The sequence below is a fragment of the Brenneria roseae subsp. americana genome, assembly GCF_003115815.1.
Classification (GTDB): domain Bacteria; phylum Pseudomonadota; class Gammaproteobacteria; order Enterobacterales; family Enterobacteriaceae; genus Brenneria; species Brenneria roseae.
Genome location: NZ_QDKJ01000001.1, coordinates 400598 through 418796, shown reverse-complemented (window position 1 = coordinate 418796; position 18199 = coordinate 400598). Strand labels below are relative to the sequence as shown.

The 18199-nt window shown below is 53.2% G+C and carries 13 protein-coding genes; 4 read left to right on the top strand and 9 right to left on the bottom strand.

The features are described 5' to 3' along the window. Window positions 1-4: 4 nt before the first annotated feature. From B4923_RS01805 to cysJ, 3 genes are read right to left on the bottom strand one after another with little or no spacing between them, the layout of a single operon-like run. Entirely contained in the window at window positions 5-739 is a 735-nt protein-coding gene (locus tag B4923_RS01805) for a phosphoadenylyl-sulfate reductase (RefSeq protein ID WP_109052634.1), read from the bottom strand. A gap of 12 nt (window positions 740-751) precedes the next feature. Further along, window positions 752-2485 (bottom strand): assimilatory sulfite reductase (NADPH) hemoprotein subunit, encoded by a 1734-nt coding sequence (gene cysI / locus B4923_RS01800; RefSeq protein WP_109052633.1) that lies wholly within the window; start codon window positions 2483-2485, stop codon window positions 752-754. Then, window positions 2485-4323 carry an NADPH-dependent assimilatory sulfite reductase flavoprotein subunit gene (gene cysJ, locus B4923_RS01795; protein ID WP_109052632.1) on the bottom strand — a complete coding sequence of 613 codons (1839 nt, stop codon included), beginning with the start codon at window positions 4321-4323 and terminating at the stop codon, window positions 2485-2487. The genes cysI and cysJ overlap by 1 nt, the downstream gene beginning before the upstream one ends. 281 nt (window positions 4324-4604) lie before the next feature. On the opposite strand from cysJ, the gene B4923_RS01790 reads away from it, so the two are divergent. Beyond that, complete coding sequence (locus B4923_RS01790; RefSeq protein ID WP_109052631.1) at window positions 4605-6299, top strand: hypothetical protein; 1695 nt, start codon at window positions 4605-4607, stop codon at window positions 6297-6299. 11 nt (window positions 6300-6310) lie between these two features. Here B4923_RS01790 and B4923_RS01785 read toward each other — a convergent pair whose 3' ends face one another. Beyond that, window positions 6311-7603 (bottom strand): ABC transporter substrate-binding protein, encoded by a 1293-nt coding sequence (locus B4923_RS01785; RefSeq protein ID WP_109052630.1) that lies wholly within the window; start codon window positions 7601-7603, stop codon window positions 6311-6313. Between the two features lie 626 nt (window positions 7604-8229). On the opposite strand from B4923_RS01785, the gene B4923_RS01780 reads away from it, so the two are divergent. After that, on the top strand, window positions 8230-9564 hold the full coding sequence (locus B4923_RS01780; protein WP_109052629.1) for a glycoside hydrolase family 28 protein: 1335 nt from the start codon (window positions 8230-8232) through the stop codon (window positions 9562-9564). Between the two features lie 103 nt (window positions 9565-9667). Then, a complete protein-coding gene (queD, locus tag B4923_RS01775) occupies window positions 9668-10030 on the top strand; it encodes a 6-carboxytetrahydropterin synthase QueD (protein ID WP_109052683.1) in 363 nt (120 codons plus the stop codon). A gap of 66 nt (window positions 10031-10096) precedes the next feature. On the opposite strand, the gene queE is transcribed toward queD, so the two are convergent. Beyond that, a complete protein-coding gene (gene queE / locus B4923_RS01770) occupies window positions 10097-10768 on the bottom strand; it encodes a 7-carboxy-7-deazaguanine synthase QueE (RefSeq protein ID WP_109052628.1) in 672 nt (223 codons plus the stop codon). A 201-nt stretch (window positions 10769-10969) separates the two neighbouring features. Between queE and B4923_RS01765 the strand changes: the two genes are divergently transcribed. Continuing rightward, window positions 10970-11935, top strand: a complete 966-nt coding sequence (locus B4923_RS01765; protein ID WP_109052627.1) for an MBL fold metallo-hydrolase — start codon at window positions 10970-10972, stop codon at window positions 11933-11935. 42 nt (window positions 11936-11977) lie between these two features. Here B4923_RS01765 and bglB read toward each other — a convergent pair whose 3' ends face one another. From bglB to pyrG, 4 genes are all read right to left on the bottom strand, one after another. Beyond that, on the bottom strand, window positions 11978-13117 hold the full coding sequence (bglB, locus tag B4923_RS01760) for a beta-galactosidase BglB (RefSeq protein ID WP_109052626.1): 1140 nt from the start codon (window positions 13115-13117) through the stop codon (window positions 11978-11980). Between the two features lie 43 nt (window positions 13118-13160). Continuing rightward, window positions 13161-14723, bottom strand: coding sequence for an MFS transporter (locus B4923_RS01755; RefSeq protein ID WP_109052625.1), 1563 nt, complete (start codon window positions 14721-14723; stop codon window positions 13161-13163). 400 nt (window positions 14724-15123) lie between these two features. Then, a complete protein-coding gene (gene eno / locus B4923_RS01750; RefSeq protein ID WP_109052624.1) occupies window positions 15124-16425 on the bottom strand; it encodes a phosphopyruvate hydratase in 1302 nt (433 codons plus the stop codon). Between the two features lie 89 nt (window positions 16426-16514). After that, entirely contained in the window at window positions 16515-18152 is a 1638-nt protein-coding gene (gene pyrG, locus B4923_RS01745) for a glutamine hydrolyzing CTP synthase (RefSeq protein ID WP_109052623.1), read from the bottom strand. Between the last annotated feature and the right edge of the window lie 47 nt (window positions 18153-18199).

The following is an 18199-nucleotide window of genomic DNA, read 5'->3' as shown; positions in this document are numbered from 1 at the left end:
CGCTTCATCCTTCGTGAAGCCCGCATTCGCGTTTGAGCCCAAAAAATCGCGTTTCTTCCTCGCTCATTCCCGGCTCCCATTTACGGGTGGTATGCGTATCCCCCACGGACAGGTAGCCCTGATCCCACAGCGGGTGATAGCGTAAACCGTTTTGCTTCAGGTATTGGTAAACCTGACGATTGTCCCAGTCGATAATCGGCAGGAATTTGAATACGCCGCGCTGAAGCGCCAGCACCGGCAGATGCCCACGGCTGCCGGATTGTTCCCGCCGCAACCCGGCAAACCACGTCTGCGCGTTGAGTGAGCGCAACGCGCGATTCATGGGTTCGACCTTGTTTATCTGGTTGTACTGTTCAATGCCTTCAACCCCCTGCTCCCATAGTTTACCGTAACGCGCTTCCTGCCATGCGGGTGACTGAGCGGCACGATACACCTTCAGGTTCAGCTTCAGTTGATCGGTCAGCGCATCAATAAACTGATAGGTTTCCGGAAAAAGATAGCCGGTATCCGTCAGAACGACCGGGATCTCCGGTCGTAGCTGTGTCACTAAATGCAGCGACACCGCCGCCTGAATCCCAAAGCTGGAGGAAAGCACATATTCCCCCGGCAGATGCTCCAGCGCCCAACCGACCCTTTCCTGCGCAGACAACGACTCAAGCTGCTCATTCACGGCAGCCAGCGCAGCAGTCTGCTCCGCTTTCGGCAAGGCATTAAGCGCGTCAAGATTAAGTTCAGACATCAGGATCTCCTGTCAGTCATAAAAATCGCGGGCGGGGTCCAGCACCGGTTTGATAATGTTGGTACGGATGGTGAAATCGCCAAAACCTTCATTATCGTGACGATCTTTCGCCCAGAGGCCAATCAGCCGATCAATCTCGGCCAGGATCTCGGTTTCATTGATATTCTCGCGATACATGCGCGGAATACGCGTTCCCTCGAGGTTGCCGCCCAGATGCAGGTTATAGCGTCCAATCGCTTTCCCCACCAGGCCGATTTCGGCCAGCAACGCGCGACCACAGCCGTTCGGGCATCCCGTTACGCGCAGAACGATATGCTCATCGCCGACGCCATGCTGCTGCATGATATTTTCAACCCTGGTGACGAATGTCGGCAGGAAACGCTCCGCTTCCGCCATCGCCAGCGGACAGGTTGGAAACGATACGCAGGCCATGGAGTTTTTACGCTGCTCGGTCACGCCATCATCAATCAGACCGTGTTCGCGCGCCAGCGCTTCAATCTTCGCTTTGCTACGCGCGGAGACGCCGGCAACGATCAGATTCTGGTTTGCCGTCAAACGGAAATCGCCTTTATGAATTTTAGCAATTTCCGCCAGACCGGTTTTCAACGGACGTCCCGGATAATCCAGAATACGGCCATTCTCGATAAACAGCGTCAGATGCCATTTGTTATCAATGCCTTTGACCCAGCCGATACGATCGCCGCGCCCGGTGAATTCATACGGACGAATCGCATCAAATTTCACACCGGCCCGCTTTTCCACTTCCTGTTTGAACGTCTCAACACCAACGCGCTCCAGCGTGTACTTGGTTTTAGCGTTCTTACGGTTGGTACGATTGCCCCAGTCGCGTTGAGTCGTGACCACCGCCTCCGCAACCGCCAGCGTATGCTCAACGGCAATGTAGCCCAGCTCACTGGCCGTGCGCGCATAGGTTGCCTTATCGCCGTGCGCAATCGACAGCCCGCCGCCAACCAGCACATTGAACCCGACCAGACGGCCATTGTCGGCAATCGCCACAAAGTTGAGATCGTTGGCATGCAGGTCCACATCGTTCTGCGGCGGGATCACCACGGTGGTTTTAAACTTACGCGGCAGATAGGTCGCCCCCAAAATCGGCTCTTCGTCCGTGGTGGCGACCTTCTCCTGATCCAGCCAGATTTCGGCATAGGCGCGGGTACGCGGCAGCAAGTGCTCAGAGATCTTCTTCGCCCATTCATAGGCTTGCTGATGTAGTTCGGATTCCACCGGATTCGAGGTACACAGCACATTACGGTTCACATCATTGGCGGTTGCCAGCGAATCCAGCCCTACGCTGTTCAGCAACTGGTGCGCGGGTTTCACATTCGACTTCAGGATGCCGTGAAACTGGAACGTCTGGCGGTTGGTCAGACGGATACTGCCGTACAACGTATTTTCAGCCGCAAATTTATCAATGCCCAACCACTGTTTTGGCGTGATCACTCCGCCGGGCAAACGGCAGCGCAGCATCATCGCATGCCGGGGCTCCAGTTTCTGCTCGGCACGCTCGGCACGGATATCGCGATCGTCCTGCTGATACATTCCGTGGAAACGGATCAGTAAAAAGTTGTCGCCATTGAAGCCGCCGGTCAGGCCATCCGTCAGGTCTTCGGCGATCGTACCGCGTAAAAAGTCACTTTCCCGTTTCAGACGTTCGGCATCAGCGAGTTTCCCTTCCACCACTAATGGGCCGGGATGTTTTTCACTTACAGATAATTTTTCGCTCATTAGTACACATCTCGCTGATAACGGCGCTCAAGGCGCAGGTCACTTAAAAATTCGTCGGCTTGCTCGATATCCATACCACCGTGCTCAACCACCACGTCCAGTAATGCCTGTTCGACATCTTTCGCCATTCGGTTGGCGTCGCCACAGACATACAGGTGAGCCCCCTCCTGAAGCCAGCGCCAGACTTCCGCGCCTTTTTCCCGCAGTTTATCCTGCACATACACCTTGTGCGCCTGATCGCGTGACCACGCCAAATCAATGTTGGTCAGCAAGCCGTCTTTTACGTAGCGCTGCCATTCAACCTGATACAAGAAATCTTCGGTAAAGTGCGGATTGCCGAAGAACAACCAGTTTTTGCCTTCCGCGCCCTCGGCTTCACGCTGCTGCATAAAAGCGCGGAACGGCGCAATCCCCGTCCCGGGGCCAATCATGATGATCGGCGTTTCCGGGTTGGCCGGCAGACGGAAATTGTCGTTATATTCGATAAAGACCCGAATCTCATCGTCTTCATTCAGGCGGTCGGCCAGATAGCCGGAAGCACCGCCCGCACGCGCACGGCCATCAATGTCATAACGCACGACGCCAACCGTAATATGGACTTCACTTTCCACTTCGGCCTGTGAAGACGCGATGGAATACAAACGCGGCGTCAGCGGGCGCAGCAGGCCGATCAACTGCTCAGCCGTGAGTTCCACCGGCGCCTGGCGCACCATGTCCACCAGCGGTGTTCGTTGGGCAAACTGTTGCAGCGCGGGTTTATCGCTCACCAGCGCCAGCAACGTTTCATCACGGGACAGCGCGGCATATTTTTCAACAATCGGTGCGGTGTTCTGCGTCAGCTCAAAGTGGCTTTTCAGCGCCTGCGATAGCGCTAGCGTTTTTCCTTCAACGTTTACCGGTTCATCGCCTTTCAACCATAGCAGTTCGAGAATTTCCTGCACCAGCGCGGGATCGTTATCAAACCACACGCCCAGCGCATCGCCAGGCTGGTAACGCAAGCCTGAATCGCCCAGATCGATCTCGATATGACGTACATCTTTTTCTGAGTTACGTCCGGTAATTTTCTGATTCACCGACAATACGGCGTGCAAAGGAGCCGTCTTGCTATAGGGGCTGCTGGTAATTTCATCCAGCGCGCCACGGGTGCTGGCCTGTACCGCGGCCTCACTCTGTGCGGGCAGACGCGCCTGCAAAAGATCCACCAGTTGGCGCCGCCACTGTTCCGCAGCCGCCTGATAATCCACATCGGCATCCACGCGATCCAGCAGTCGTTCCGCTCCCAGTTCGGCAAGGCGGTGATCAAAATCTTTACCCGCCTTGCTGAAAAATTCATATGACGTATCGCCCAGCCCCAAAACAGCGAACGCGGTATCTTTCAACTGCGGCGCTTTTTTGGAAAACAGGAATTTGTGCAAGGCAACGGCTTCTTCCGGCGGCTCCCCTTCTCCCTGGGTCGACGTCACGATCAGCAGCAGCTTTTCCTGACCGATTTGTTTGAATTTATAGTCGCCCGCGTTAACCAGATTGACCGTCAGTTTCGCCGCCAGCAGATCGTCACGCAGTTGCTCGGCAACCCGCCGGGCATTGCCGGTTTGAGACGCGGAAATCAGGGTGATACCTGGAACCGGAGCGGCGGTTGCCGCCGGTGAGCCCGCGCTGGCGGAGCCTGTCGCGATGCCTGATGGCGATAGTTCTGCCGGCTGTTGCAGCAGTCCCCAAAAATAACCGGACAACCAGGCAAGCTGTGCAGGCGAAAAATCACCGGTTGCCGCCTGCAAACGCGTTAATTGATCCGCACTCAACGGGAGCAACGAAGTAGGAGAAACCGGAGTTTTCATTATGATCGCTAATTCCTTGTCTTTGGTAGCCGCTACTAATGCAAATAAGTGAAATAAAAAGATGAGTGGCACATAAGGTTAACCATCCGCATCTTAACAATAAAGAAATGATGGACATATCAAATAACCAAAATGACTAAATGGTTTTTCTGATAATCCTTATTGCTTAAAGTGTTATAGGTCACATTTTACTGCGCTGGTGATTTGAATGATTCCAGCGCCATTTCGAATGGGCGCTATACTCGCGATCAACACTCGGGTGACGGATGGAACAATCAAAGATGTGGCAACGCCGCGCGCTGGAATTGAATACTCAGGACATCTGGCATTGGGATCGCGTTATTGAGGTCGTGACGTATGCCCGCCAGCAGGGATTCAACACGCTGGTGCTGGGATCGGCTGATTTACTGGACAAGCTGGTGACACCGAAAGCGTATAACCATGCCCGTTTCGACGATCGCATCAGCAGCCAGCAGCGCTCGCGCTGTATTTATCTGAATCAGGTGGCGGCCTACTGCCATGAACAGGGGCTGACATTCTATCTGCAATGTAAAGAGCTGTCGTTTCCTACCGAACTGCTATTGCATCATCCGGAATTGCTGGACGACGAGCACAGCCTCAGGATGGATACCGATTTCTGGTGCGATTATCTGTCTGCCAAAGTCGAGCTGCTGCTACAACAGATCCCGCGTTTAAGCGGTCTGTTGCTGGCCATCTCCAACAGCGATAGCCTGCTGCGCTTTTCTGCCCCCTCGGGGGATGAGATGAACGGACTGACGCCCGTCGCCGCACACTGGCCGCCGGAATCTGACAGCGAACAGATCTATCATCGGCTATTTTCCGCCGTGGCGCGGGTAATGCACTATCACCAGCGTCATTTGGTGTTACGCGCCTTCCCCGCCAGTCATCACGATATCAACAATGTGCTCAATGCCATTAGTGCGCTGCCTGAGTTTGTTTCCGTGGCAATAAAGATGACGCCGGAGCGTTTCTGGCCTGAATTTCCCAACAATCCGGCCTTGTTGGCGGTCAGCGGACGCGAAATCTGGGTGGAGCTGGATTTGGCCGGGGAAGAGGTCTGCTGGGGCAATCTGCCGTTTATCCGTTATACCGAAGTACAAGGTCGGCTGCTGTGGTGTCAGGAAAAAAACCCGGCCATTGCCAGCGTGCTTTGCCGTATCGGTTGGGAAGGCGTCGATAACCACAGTGTATTGGGAACGCTGAGCGAATTCACGCTGTTCGCCTGTGCCAGATTACTGAGTAAAAATGCGCCTCCTACCAACGAAGCCACCCTTTTCGGCCAATGGCTGGCCGAACGCTATCAGTGGCAACCGGACGATGCCACGCGACAGGCGATGCTCGCTTTACTGGAACAGGCTCACCAGGCGATTTCACTATCGCTGTATGCCCGTCACCATGTTTTTCACCGTCACAGTATGTTGCCAACCAGCTACGGTCAGGCTATCTGGAGCCTGTATGGGCAGTTGAACCGTAATCACTGGCTGCCGGGATCGGGACGGGATATCACCTTCGATCCGCAGCAGGCCGAACTGGCTTCGCAAAACCTGTACCAGATTGCCAAAGAGAAAGATCTCGCCTGGCAACTGGCGGAACAGTGTCAGCAGGCTGCCTGGCAATTTACCCGCGAGTACACGATGCCAGATGCGCTGAGACAACGTTGGTTACAGGAGTGGCGAGGGCTGGCGCTGTATTGCCGTGCGTTTGTGCATGCGCAGAAAGCGTTTTTTACGCTCCATTACTGCAAACTGGTGGAAAACAACTGGACGCTACGGGAAATCGCCAAAACCAATATTCAGGCGCTGTATGGACTCGGGCATGAGATGGATGATTTTTGCCTGCAACACCGGGATTACCCGGTGAGTATGCATGTCATGTTCGATGCTGAACGCCCCCGTTCACTGGCTGACAGCCTGCAAGAGCAGTTGACGGCGTTGGCGAACAGCACCGGTAAATGAACGTTGAATGGTTAGCGGATGACTCGCTGCAAAATACGATTACCCGAGGTGCTAAAGTTTTTCGCGGAGACTTCCACGCTCTTGTTGCCGTAATCCAATTGCTCAATGGTTTGCAGGATCAGACTGGCGAGCTGCGGGTCCTCCAGATAAGAGGATACTGGCGTTTGCATCGGTTTTTCCAGCGCCTGCGTCAGCCCGGCCACCGACAAATCACTGTTATCCAGCAGTTGCTTCTCTGCCAACGTCTGACGGGCAATACGGCTGAGTGGAATACCGCGCTCGGTGCCCACCAGCAAGCTGCCTTCCGGATCGTTCATCAGGAAATTCAACAACAGTGCCGCTTCTTTCGGGTGCCGGGTGTTTTTGCTGATGGCAAACAGCATCGACGGTTTAAAGAACTGCCCTGAATTTTCCGACCCCGGCGTCATAAGGTAAGGACCCAGTTCCAGCTTACCCGGAGCCGTCAGCGGATCGGCATATTTCTTCACGACGGAAATCCACAGATGCGCGCCGCCATACTCGCCGTTAATCCAGGGGCGTGTTTCATACATGCCGACCTTGCCGAAAGCGTTATAGTATTTAGACGAAGGCATCACATGTTCATTCGTTAAACGCTGATAGAAACGAAAGGCCTCGATCCATTGCTCTTCCGTGTAGTTAAAGCGTTTATTCTTCTCATCGATCATCCCGATCTGATACTTCTGCGTCATGTAGTAGTTAATCAGCTCCAGGATCCCTTCACCGCTATCCTGGGCCGGCGAGGCGAGAGGAAAATAGCTGTCGCCTAATTTCTCTTTGAATACCTTGCCGGCATGAAACAGTTCATCCCAGGTCGTCGGATACGGTAAACCGGCTTTTTTCCAGGTTTCTGCGTTGTAGTACATGACCAGGGCATTCAAAGAGGTGGATATGGCATTCACTTTGCCGTCAATCGTGGCTGGCGTCAGCGCATCTTCAGGGAAATCCTGTAAATTCAGCGTGTCTTGCAGACGAGTCAAATCGTAAAAACCCGTACCGGACTTGGAGAATATCGGCAGCCAGTTCCAGTTCACCTGTAATACATCAGGTTCTTCGCCACTGGCAATCTGCGTGGTCAACCGGGACAGGTGCCCGTCCCAACCGGTGTATTCCGCCTTCACGGTAATATTGGGATATTTTTTCTGAAACGCGTCCAATGCGGCCAATGTTGCCTGATGACGGCTGTTGCCCCCCCACCAGGAAATACGCAGTTCCACAGGTTCATTCGTCTGTGCCGCACACAGTGCAGAAAAAGTGATGAAAATCAGTCCTATCAGTAATCTCATTTTTCCCCCGACGAGCTTGTTATCGCGCTGCTCCTGTTATGTGCAGCTTGTTATATACCCAATGAATTTCGAGGCGCAGGAAGCCGGCGCACCTGCAACTTGAAAGATGGCGGGTATAGCAGTTCAGGATAGGGATCAGGCGGACACTGGCCTCTTCCCGGCGATAACAAGATAGGCGGATTGCTGATGTCTTCACCAGGCGTAATCCCGGATAAACGCGCGTTCTGCGTGACTGACAGAAGAAATCGTTATACCTCCGCATTATCAGGGGACGTTTCAACGCTATGCCGTTCTCCCGTCGGTCAACAATACCGCACGCTCTCACACCATTAACTCACGGAACACATCAAAAGGAGATTTAATTCACAAATTAAAAACAACCCACCAACAAAAAAGCGTTTCGACACATGGCCACAGGCACGTACCACCGTAAAAGTGTGATGAAACACGCACGCGCTCCCGACACCAACAGACCGGAAGTCAGGTCATTCACACTTCACCGGCGCAATGATGGTGCGCTGTGATTCTTCTCCAGAACTCGGTGAGTTTCGTCACACAGTGGCTGTCAGGCGGGAGAAAACGTGCTGCAATAACGTCATCAACGGATGTACAGACAGGATAACAACATGAGGATATCTATTCAGTCGTATTCCCCCGCCGCCGATGGTATCACGCTGGATACCGCCATTTTTCAGCAGGCGATTGACCAGATCGCCGATCGCGGCGGCGGTACGCTGATTGTTGAACCTGGGCGCTATCTGCTGGGAGGGCTGCTGCTACCGTCGAATTTCTGCCTGCAATTGGAGGCAGGGGCCGAACTGATCGTCAGCGGGGACTATGAGCAATTCACTCAGGCCAACACCATCAGCATGGCCGAGCTATCCCACCGCGCATTCCTGTATGCCTACCAGCAACGCAATATCACGCTGTGCGGTCAGGGTAGAATTATTGGCAATGCCGATGCCTATTTCTCTGCCGAACCCGACGATCAGGGCTATCGTCTGCCCGCCCAATACCGGCCACGCATTGTTGTGTTTGAAGATTGCGAACACATTCAATTGCGCGATTTCACCATTGAACGTGCTCCGATGTGGACCGTGCATCTGGTGAGCTGTCGTCGGATCATCGTTGAACGGCTGACGATTGATAACGATCTGACCATGGCCAATACCGATGCGCTGGATCTCGACAGTTGCCAGCAGGTACAAATCAGCAACTGTTCACTGAGCGCCGCCGACGATGCGCTATGCATCAAGACCACGGCCAAACCCGTTCATTTGCAGCGCAAGGCCCAACAGATGGTGATAACCAACTGTCTATTGCGATCCAAAAGTTGCGCGCTGAAAATCGGCACTGAAACCTTTGCCGATATTGAAGACATTTCCGTCAGCAACTGCGCCATTTATGATTCTAATCGCGGTATCGGCCTGATTTCCCGCGATGGCGGCACGTTCAGACGCATTCAGTTCAGCAATATTACGTTTCAGTGTTTCGCGGCGCACCCGTGCCACTGGGGAAAAGCCGATCCGGTATTTATTTCCGTGCGCTATCGTGATCCGACCATTGAGCCTGGCCGCATCGAAATCGTCCAGTTTTCTCAGCTCTCGGGCATCAGCGAAGGGGCGATTAATCTGCACAGCACACCGCCTGGCTATATCCGCGATATCCACTTCCATGCCGTACATCTTGAACAACGACAAAGCCAGTCACCGGAACAAGGCATGTATGACATACGTCCGCCTTGCAATCCGGAACGGCCGACCGGGATGGGGTTGGATAATGCCTACCGGGTCAATCCGGCAACAGGCCGCGCCTATGGTGTGGAATATTATCCGCAGGGAATGCCCGGACTGTTTGCGCGCGGGGTCAGCAATCTGGTTGTCAGCCACCTGACGCTGCATCGTCCATCGCCTCTCCCCGCGGGCTGGCATCACGACGAAATGGTACAATTGAAGGAATAAGTGGCTTCAGGTTATTTCCGGGTCATGACGAAACGTGCTTCAGGCTACACTTTCCGGTAGTATGCGACGGTTTTCCCGTTTGAAAGAAATTGAGAGCATCGCCATGGCAACCACGCTATTTAAAGATTTTCAGTTTGAAGCCGCTCACCGCCTGCCCCATGTTCCGGCAGGGCATAAATGTGGGCGCCTGCATGGGCATTCCTTTATGGTTCGGCTGGAAATCACGGGCGAGGTTGATCCGCATACCGGCTGGGTGATGGATTTCGCTGAACTGAAAGCCGCGTTTAAGCCGACCTGGGAAAGGCTGGATCATCATTATCTGAATGATATTCCCGGGCTGGAAAATCCGACCAGCGAAGTGCTGGCCCACTGGATCTGGCAACAGTTGAAACCCTCATTGCCGGAACTGAGCGCCGTGATGGTAAAAGAAACCTGCACCGCCGGGTGTATCTACCAGGGTGAATAAGCGGTCATCCTGACCGCGCATTCTCTTCAGGCGGCGTGAAACGGTTGCGTCTTCACGCCGCCCGCCTCAGGCAATATTCAAATATTTATGCGTCTGCATGGAAAGCCGCCAGTTACGGGCAATGCAGGTCGCAATACACAGTTTGGTTGCCTCGTCTTTCTGGCTGATCGGCTGTAGCGCCACAATACGCGACTTGTCATCGTCCAGGCGCGCCAGCAATTCATCCAGCGCTTCGATATCTCGCTCCCTGCCAACCGGATGCTTGATTTCATCAGCCCGTTGCAACGCTTGATCGATCACCTTCATGCCGCCACGCATATTTACCTTGGGCGAAACCGTTACCCAGGTTTTGGGTGAACAGCGCACGTCATGCGTCCCGCTGGTCTCTATCTGACAGCTGAACCCGTGCTTTTCCAGCAACAGCGTCAGCGGCGCCAGATCGTGAATGCAGGGCTCACCACCGGTGATAACGATATGACGGGCGGTATAACCTTCACGCGCTATCAATGCCAGAATATCCTCGGAAGTGGCGGCTCCCCAGGCATCACTTTCCTGGGTTTTGACGATAATCTCATCCAGCGACGTTTCCCGATCGGCCAGTTTGTCCCAGGTATGTTTGGTATCACACCAGCTACAGCCTACCGGGCAGCCCTGCAAGCGCACGAACACCGCCGGAACACCGGTAAAATAGCCTTCGCCCTGTAATGTCTGGAACACTTCATTAATCGGGTACTGCATGTTTTCCCACTATCACGCTTACTCAAAGAGGCATTATCGCAGATCGCAGGTCCACACGCCAAACCTCCCACACCATTACCGTTCAGGCTGAAATGCTGGCGTTTGATTTGAGTAATGTTGCAACACGGTTAATAATCAACAGGCAATACGCATGCTGCATCGACCATTTCAACGCTAACTTATTAACAAGGAACGAAAAACATGAATCGATTGAGATCTTTCGCTTTACTGTTACTGGCGTTTGTTTTCGTCCCCGTTATCGCCACGGCACAACCGGTTCCAAAGGTTAACACGCAGTCGGGGTATTACCGTATGCCGCTGGGGCAATTTGAAATTACCGCACTGGCCGACGGCACCAACGCCATGCCGGTCGATAAACTGCTGGCCCGGACATCGCCGGAACAAATCACCGCCCTGCTGGCGGAACAATCGCTGACCGCCCCGGTCGATACCTCTATCAATACTTATCTGATTAATACCGGACAAAACCTGATTCTGGTGGATACCGGCAATGGCAAACAGAACAATCCTTCCGTCGGTAAGGTATTGAATAACCTCAAGGCCTCCGGCTATACGCCCGAGCAGGTGGATACCGTATTAATGACGCATCTGCATGGCGATCACTTCGGCGGCCTGATTACCGATGGCAAACTCACCTTTCCCAACGCCACCGTCTACGTTAGCCAGATCGAGGCCGATTATTGGCTCAGCGAAGCAAATCTGAAACAGGCCAGCGAAGCGCAGAAACCGGCGTTCCAGCGGGTGCAGAATACTTTTCGCGCCATCCAGTCAGCCAATAAGCTGAAAACTTTTGCCTCTGAGCATCCGCTCTTTACCGGTATTACGCCGCTGCCCGCTCCCGGTCATACTCCCGGTCATACGGCTTTTTGGGTCGAGAGCGAAGGACAGAAATTGCTGATATGGGGGGATATCATTCACGTTGCGGCGGTGCAATTCCCTTTACCGGCGACCACCATCAGCTTTGATTCCGATATGGATACCGCGGCGCAAACCCGCAGTAAGGTGCTGGCGGATGCCGCCGCTCAGGGCTACTGGGTGGCCGGAACGCATATTTCATTCCCTGGCATCGGTCACGTCAAGGCGGATGAGAAATCCGGTTATCGCTGGGTTCCGATTAATTACAGCGTGGCGGGGCTGACAGACTAGACGTCGGCAGCGGACATCCCGGCGGGATGTCCGCTGCGGCGATTACAGGTAAACGCGCAGATACTCTGACAGGCAAAGAATCGCCATCGCCTGCCCGTAAGGCATAGAGGTCAACGGGATCTGGCGGTAATAATCCAGTTCCTGCCCCATCGCGGTTCCGAATGACACCTGAACCAGCTCCCCTTCGGCATTCACGTTGCCAATCACACCGCGGATCGCTTTTTCCGCCATGGGCGCATAGCGTTTATCCACATAGCGCTTACGCACCGCTTTCAAAATACCATAGGCAAAACCGGCTGTTGCCGAGCTTTCGAGATATGATTGCGGATCGTCAAGCAGCGTATGCCACAGACCGCTGTCGTCCTGATATTTCTCCAACGCTTCAAGCTGGCTTTCCAACACCTGCAACAGGAAACGCCGCGTCGCATTCTGCTCCGGCAATTCCAGCAGTTCGATAAATTCGGGGATCGCGACGGTCAGCCAGCTGTTGCCACGCGCCCAACGCGCTCTGGCAAAGTTATGTTTCCCTTCAAACGTCCAGCCGTGGAACCACAGACCGCTCTCACGATCCATCAGATATTGAACATGCAGCAGGAACTGATAGGTAGCCTCTTCCACAAATTCAGGACGGTTCAGCAGCTTGCCGATTTTTGCCAGCGGCAACACGCTCATCATCAGCGTGTCGTCCCACATCTGCTCGGTGTTTTCATTGTTATAAACAATGTGCTGTAGGCCCTGCTTTTGCGTGCGCGGCATTTCATACATCACCCACTCGGCCCAGCGCTCCAGATACGGCACCCAACTGGCATTGCGCGTTTCTTCATAGCGATAAGCCAGCGTCAGGAAAGGACAAACGGTGTTGACGTTCTTGGTCGGTGTTCCCTCAGCCAGACGCGCCGTGAACCAGTCATCAATGATGGCCCGCATCTGTTCATCGCCCGTTTGCTGGTAGTACTGATAAATACCGTACAAGCCGATGCCGTGCGTCCATTCCCAGCCTGCCCAGCCTTTGGTATCAATCACCCGACCATCGTCCAACCGTAACAAAAACTCGCCGGTTTTATCTTCAATATTCACCAGATTATCGGTGATACGGCAAATCAGGGCTTTCAGTTCTGCACGGGAAATGAAGTGCTCTGGCTGACGTAATAGCGGGCTATGTTTTACACTGAATACGGTCATAGTCATTTATCCAATTTAGTTATCATTCAACAGTTCAAGACGTTCAGGACTGGGTCATCGGCGTGGTGGGTGTCCTGGCCTTCTTGTGGCGATTAAGGTAGCCGATATTGTTATTGCCCCACAGAGACTCATACGGCATCCCCGCCAGCGTTTCGACCACCGCCCGCGCTTCCGGCGTAATCTTTTCGGGAATCGGGCGTCCGGCTTCACGCATTTTCAGCGTTTCTTCCCGCAGAATGCTGTGCGTATGCAAATTGAGTTTGAATCGCAGAGAAACCAGGAATCCCAGCGCCAGAACGCCTACGGTGCCAAAACTCAGGATCATCAGAATAGTATGGCTAACGCCCGGCGCCTGTACGCTCTGGCCCGATACAAAACCGGATAGCTGCAACACGATCCCCACCAGCATCACCGCACCGGCCTGAGAAGCCTTGCGGGTCAACGTCATGATGCCGGCAAAGATCCCCTCACGACGCTGGGCGGTAATCACTTCATCCACGTCGGCGATATAGGTGTAGGTGTTCCACGGTACATAGTTGATCCCGCCGCGGCCTAAACCCGCCAGCGCAGAGATCAGCAGCAGCAGTGAGAAAGTATCGTGCAGGCCGCTGTACCACAGAATGGAGTAGGAAACCGCACTCAATCCGAACAGGCATACAACCAAACGGTAAGACGGCGCAGGTCCGAAACGAATACACAGCGGGATCATCGCAATCACGGAAATAAACTGTAGGATCGCCATCGTTCCCATCAGGTTGGAAGCGACGGTCGGGCTCTGCATCAGTACAAAGACCACATAGTAGGTAAATACGGCGTTAAACACGTCCTGCGCAATATAACCGCCCAGATACATCCCCAGATGCTGACGGAAAATACGGATGCGCAACGTAGACAACAGCTCGACATTCAATCGTTTCAGACTATCGACCAGCGACAGGGACTGACGCTCTTTTTCCGCCCGCAGTGACGCTTCCGACATTTGATCGCGCGGCCGTTCCCAGGTGAAGAAATAGACCAGCGTCAGCACCATCGCGCAGATAATGGAGAACACCAGGCTGGAATAGAAGAACGAAACCGCATTGTCTTTGCCGAAATAGCCCAGCAAAATCCCCGGTAAAAACGCGGCCAGAATAGCGGACAGTTGAGCTAACGCGATGCGCGCGCCGGAGAATTTGGTTTTCTGTTTGAAATCGTCGGTCATTTCCGGCACCAGCGTTTCATACGGCACCAGCACCATGGTATAGACCACATCAAACAGTAAGTAGGTCAGCAGGTAGTACCAATATCCCATATCGCCCACCCACATAAAGCTGTAGCTGAAGACGCAGGGAATACCGAGCAGAATAAAGAACTTACGGCGACCAAAGCGTTTACCCAGCCAGGTCGAACCAAAGTTATCGGTCAGGAAGCCCATTAACGGACTGACGACGGCATCCAGCACACGCGCCATCGCAAAGATAAAGGTTGCCTCAATCGGTGTTAAGCCACAAAACGTGGTGTAAAAGTAGAGTAACCAGGCGGCCGTCAGCGCGGTGGTGCCAGCCCCAAGAAAGTCGCCCGAGCCATAGGCTAAATAGTTAGCCAACCCGATTTTACGTGTTTTCATTCCCATCCTTCCTCGGTCATTTTTATTTATGAAGGTGTCATGGCGGGTTACAAGAGCCGTATCTCACTGCGTTCAAGATGGCAGGTATCCTGCCGCCATGGCATTAAGGTAACGTCCGGCACTACTGAAAACCTTTGTGCTTTTGCCACCGAATGCCATCCACTGGCACCACGAGGAAGAATTACCCGATCGGCTTCAAAGATTTTATAAAAAGCCATTTTATTTTAAAAGAACCCAAGGTTCGTTTATGGCGATCACAAGAAATGAGGCGGTAACGACCGGGATGGATAGAAACGCGCATAAAAAAATCCAGAAACGAATTAACGCTTCTGGATTCTGCGGTTAATGCGATGCGTTTGTCAGACTCGATCCGGCTTCCGACAAACGCAGCAGGCGGTGATTACTGGCCTTTAACTTCTTTCAGACCGTTGAACGGCGCGCGGCTGCTGCCCAGCGCTTCTTCAATACGGATCAGTTGGTTGTATTTGGCAACACGGTCAGAACGGCTCATCGACCCTGTTTTGATCTGGCCGGCCGCAGTCCCTACCGCCAGGTCAGCAATGGTTGCATCTTCGGTTTCGCCAGAACGGTGGGAGATAATAGCAGTGTAGCCGGCATCTTTCGCCATCTTGATTGCAGCCAGGGTTTCGGTCAGAGAACCGATCTGGTTGAATTTGATCAGGATGGAGTTAGCGATACCTTTTTCAATCCCTTCTTTCAGGATTTTGGTATTGGTTACGAACAGATCGTCACCAACCAGCTGGATTTTGTCGCCCAGAACTTTGGTCTGGTAAGCAAAACCATCCCAGTCAGACTCATCCAGACCGTCTTCGATAGAAACGATCGGATATTCTTTGGTCAGGCCTTCCAGATAGTGAGTGAATTCCTGAGAGGTAAAGGTTTTGCCTTCGCCTTTCAGTTCGTAGTTACCGGTTTCTTTGTTGTAGAACTCGGAAGCCGCACAGTCCATAGCCAGAGTCACGTCTTTACCCAGTACATAACCGGCTTTTTCCACCGCTTCTTTGATCGCAGCCAGTGCCGCAGCGTTGGATTCCAGGTTCGGCGCATAGCCGCCTTCATCGCCAACCGCGGTGTTCAGGCCCTTGGCTTTCAGCACTTTTGCCAGATTGTGGAAAATTTCAGAACCGATGCGGATCGCTTCTTTAACGGTTTTCGCGCCAACAGGCTGAATCATGAATTCCTGGATATCAACGTTGTTGTCTGCGTGCTCGCCGCCGTTGATGATGTTCATCATTGGCAGAGGCAGAGAGAACTTGCCCGGGGTGCCATTCAGTTCAGCGATGTGTTCATACAGCGGTTGGCCTTTGGAAGCGGCGGCGGCTTTGGCGTTAGCCAGAGAAACAGCCAGAATCGCGTTAGCGCCGAAGTTGGATTTGTTTTCAGTACCATCCAGGTCGATCATGATTTTATCGATGTTCGCCTGATCTTTCGCATCTTTACCCAGAACAGCCTGGGCAATCGGACCGTTAACCGCAGCAACCGCTTTGGTTACGCCTTTGCCCAGAAAACGGGATTTGTCACCGTCACGCAGTTCCAGCGCTTCGCGAGAGCCAGTGGAAGCTCCTGATGGCGCAGCAGCCAGACCAACAAAACCACCTTCCAGATGAACTTCCGCTTCAACAGTTGGGTTTCCGCGGGAGTCGATGATTTCACGGCCGATGACCTTAACAATTTTGGACATTAGATTTTCCTCAGTACAAGTTAAACTAAAACCTCAGACGAACAACGCGCGATCTATTGGGTACAGATCGCGCGTTGCTGGCAAAACCCTTACTTCAACTGACGCTTTTGATAAGCGCCAGCGGCTTTTACAAAGCCGGCAAACAGTGGATGTCCATCACGCGGCGTTGATGTAAATTCCGGATGGAACTGACAGGCCACGAACCATGGATGACCGGGTAATTCGATGATCTCCACCAGCTTGCGGTCGGCGGAAAGGCCAGCAACCCGTAATCCCGCCGCTTCAATCTGTTTCAACAGCATATTGTTGACTTCATAACGATGACGGTGACGTTCAACGATCGTCGTTTCACCGTAAAGCTGACGAACCAGACTGCCTTCGGTCAGATGACATTGCTGTCCGCCGACACGCATGGTTCCCCCCAGATCGCTCGCTTCATCGCGTACTTCGATATTACCGTCTTCATCACGCCATTCCGTAATCAGCGCAATGACCGGGTACTTACAGTCTGGCACAAACTCAGTGGAGTTTGCCCCCTCCATACCCGCCACGTTACGGGCAAATTCCATTAATGCGACCTGCATCCCCAGACAAATGCCCAAATAAGGGATGTTGTTTTCACGGGCGTAACGCGCCGCCATCACCTTACCTTCCACGCCCCGATAACCAAAACCGCCGGGAATCAGGATAGCGTCCAAATCTTTCAATACTTCGACACCACGGGTTTCAACGTCCTGTGAGTCGATAAGCTTGATGTTTACCGTCACCCGGTTCTTCAATCCGCCATGTTTCAACGCTTCAATAACCGATTTATAGGCGTCCGGCAGGGCGACATATTTGCCAATCATTCCGATGGTCACTTCGCCGCCCGGATTCGCTTCTTCGTAAACAACCTGCTCCCATTCGGACAGATCCGCTTCCTGGCAATCCAAGCTGAATCGTTTACAAATATAATCGTCCAGACCCTGTGATTTCAATAGCGCCGGGATTTTATAAATGGAATCAATGTCTTTAAGGGATATTACTGCTTTTTCCGGCACATTACAGAATAAAGCAATCTTTGCACGCTCATTGGCAGGGACCGTTCGGTCAGAACGGCAAATCAGCACATCCGGCTGAATACCGATGGAAAGCAGCTCTTTCACCGAGTGCTGAGTCGGTTTGGTTTTCACTTCCCCGGCCGCCGCCAGGTAAGGCACCAGCGTCAAATGCATGAACAGCGTATGTTCCCGGCCGACTTCCACCGCCATCTGACGAATCGCTTCAAGGAATGGCAAAGATTCGATATCCCCGACCGTACCGCCGATTTCAACCAGAACGACGTCATGACCTTCGCCGCCTTCCAGAATACGTTCTTTAATGGCATTGGTGATGTGGGGAATAACCTGAATAGTGGCGCCCAGATAGTCGCCGCGGCGCTCTTTGCGCAATACGTCAGAGTAGATACGGCCGGTGGTGAAGTTATTACGACGAGACATTTTGGTGCGGATGAAGCGCTCGTAGTGGCCCAGATCGAGATCGGTTTCCGCCCCATCTTCGGTGACGAAGACTTCACCGTGCTGAGTCGGGCTCATCGTGCCCGGATCCACGTTGATATACGGGTCCAGTTTCATGATGGTAACGTTGAGGCCACGGGCTTCAAGAATAGCCGCCAGAGAGGCTGCGGCAATGCCTTTACCCAGAGAGGAAACGACCCCGCCGGTCACAAAAATATAATTAGTTGTCATGCTGAACCTGAGAGTTTAGGTTTAAAGACGATGGAAAGACCAAGACG

Coding starts and splice junctions, on each gene's coding strand:
- B4923_RS01805 (WP_109052634.1), bottom strand. CDS start 739: ATGTCTGAACTTAATCTTGACGCGCTTAATGCCTTGCCGAAAGCGGAG.
- B4923_RS01785 (WP_109052630.1), bottom strand. CDS start 7,603: ATGAGATTACTGATAGGACTGATTTTCATCACTTTTTCTGCACTGTGT.
- B4923_RS01780 (WP_109052629.1), top strand. CDS start 8,230: ATGAGGATATCTATTCAGTCGTATTCCCCCGCCGCCGATGGTATCACG.
- bglB (WP_109052626.1), bottom strand. CDS start 13,117: ATGACCGTATTCAGTGTAAAACATAGCCCGCTATTACGTCAGCCAGAG.
- cysJ (WP_109052632.1), bottom strand. CDS start 4,323: ATGAAAACTCCGGTTTCTCCTACTTCGTTGCTCCCGTTGAGTGCGGAT.
- B4923_RS01790 (WP_109052631.1), top strand. CDS start 4,605: ATGTGGCAACGCCGCGCGCTGGAATTGAATACTCAGGACATCTGGCAT.
- queE (WP_109052628.1), bottom strand. CDS start 10,768: ATGCAGTACCCGATTAATGAAGTGTTCCAGACATTACAGGGCGAAGGC.
- pyrG (WP_109052623.1), bottom strand. CDS start 18,152: ATGACAACTAATTATATTTTTGTGACCGGCGGGGTCGTTTCCTCTCTG.
- B4923_RS01765 (WP_109052627.1), top strand. CDS start 10,970: ATGAATCGATTGAGATCTTTCGCTTTACTGTTACTGGCGTTTGTTTTC.
- eno (WP_109052624.1), bottom strand. CDS start 16,425: ATGTCCAAAATTGTTAAGGTCATCGGCCGTGAAATCATCGACTCCCGC.
- cysI (WP_109052633.1), bottom strand. CDS start 2,485: ATGAGCGAAAAATTATCTGTAAGTGAAAAACATCCCGGCCCATTAGTG.
- queD (WP_109052683.1), top strand. CDS start 9,668: ATGGCAACCACGCTATTTAAAGATTTTCAGTTTGAAGCCGCTCACCGC.
- B4923_RS01755 (WP_109052625.1), bottom strand. CDS start 14,723: ATGAAAACACGTAAAATCGGGTTGGCTAACTATTTAGCCTATGGCTCG.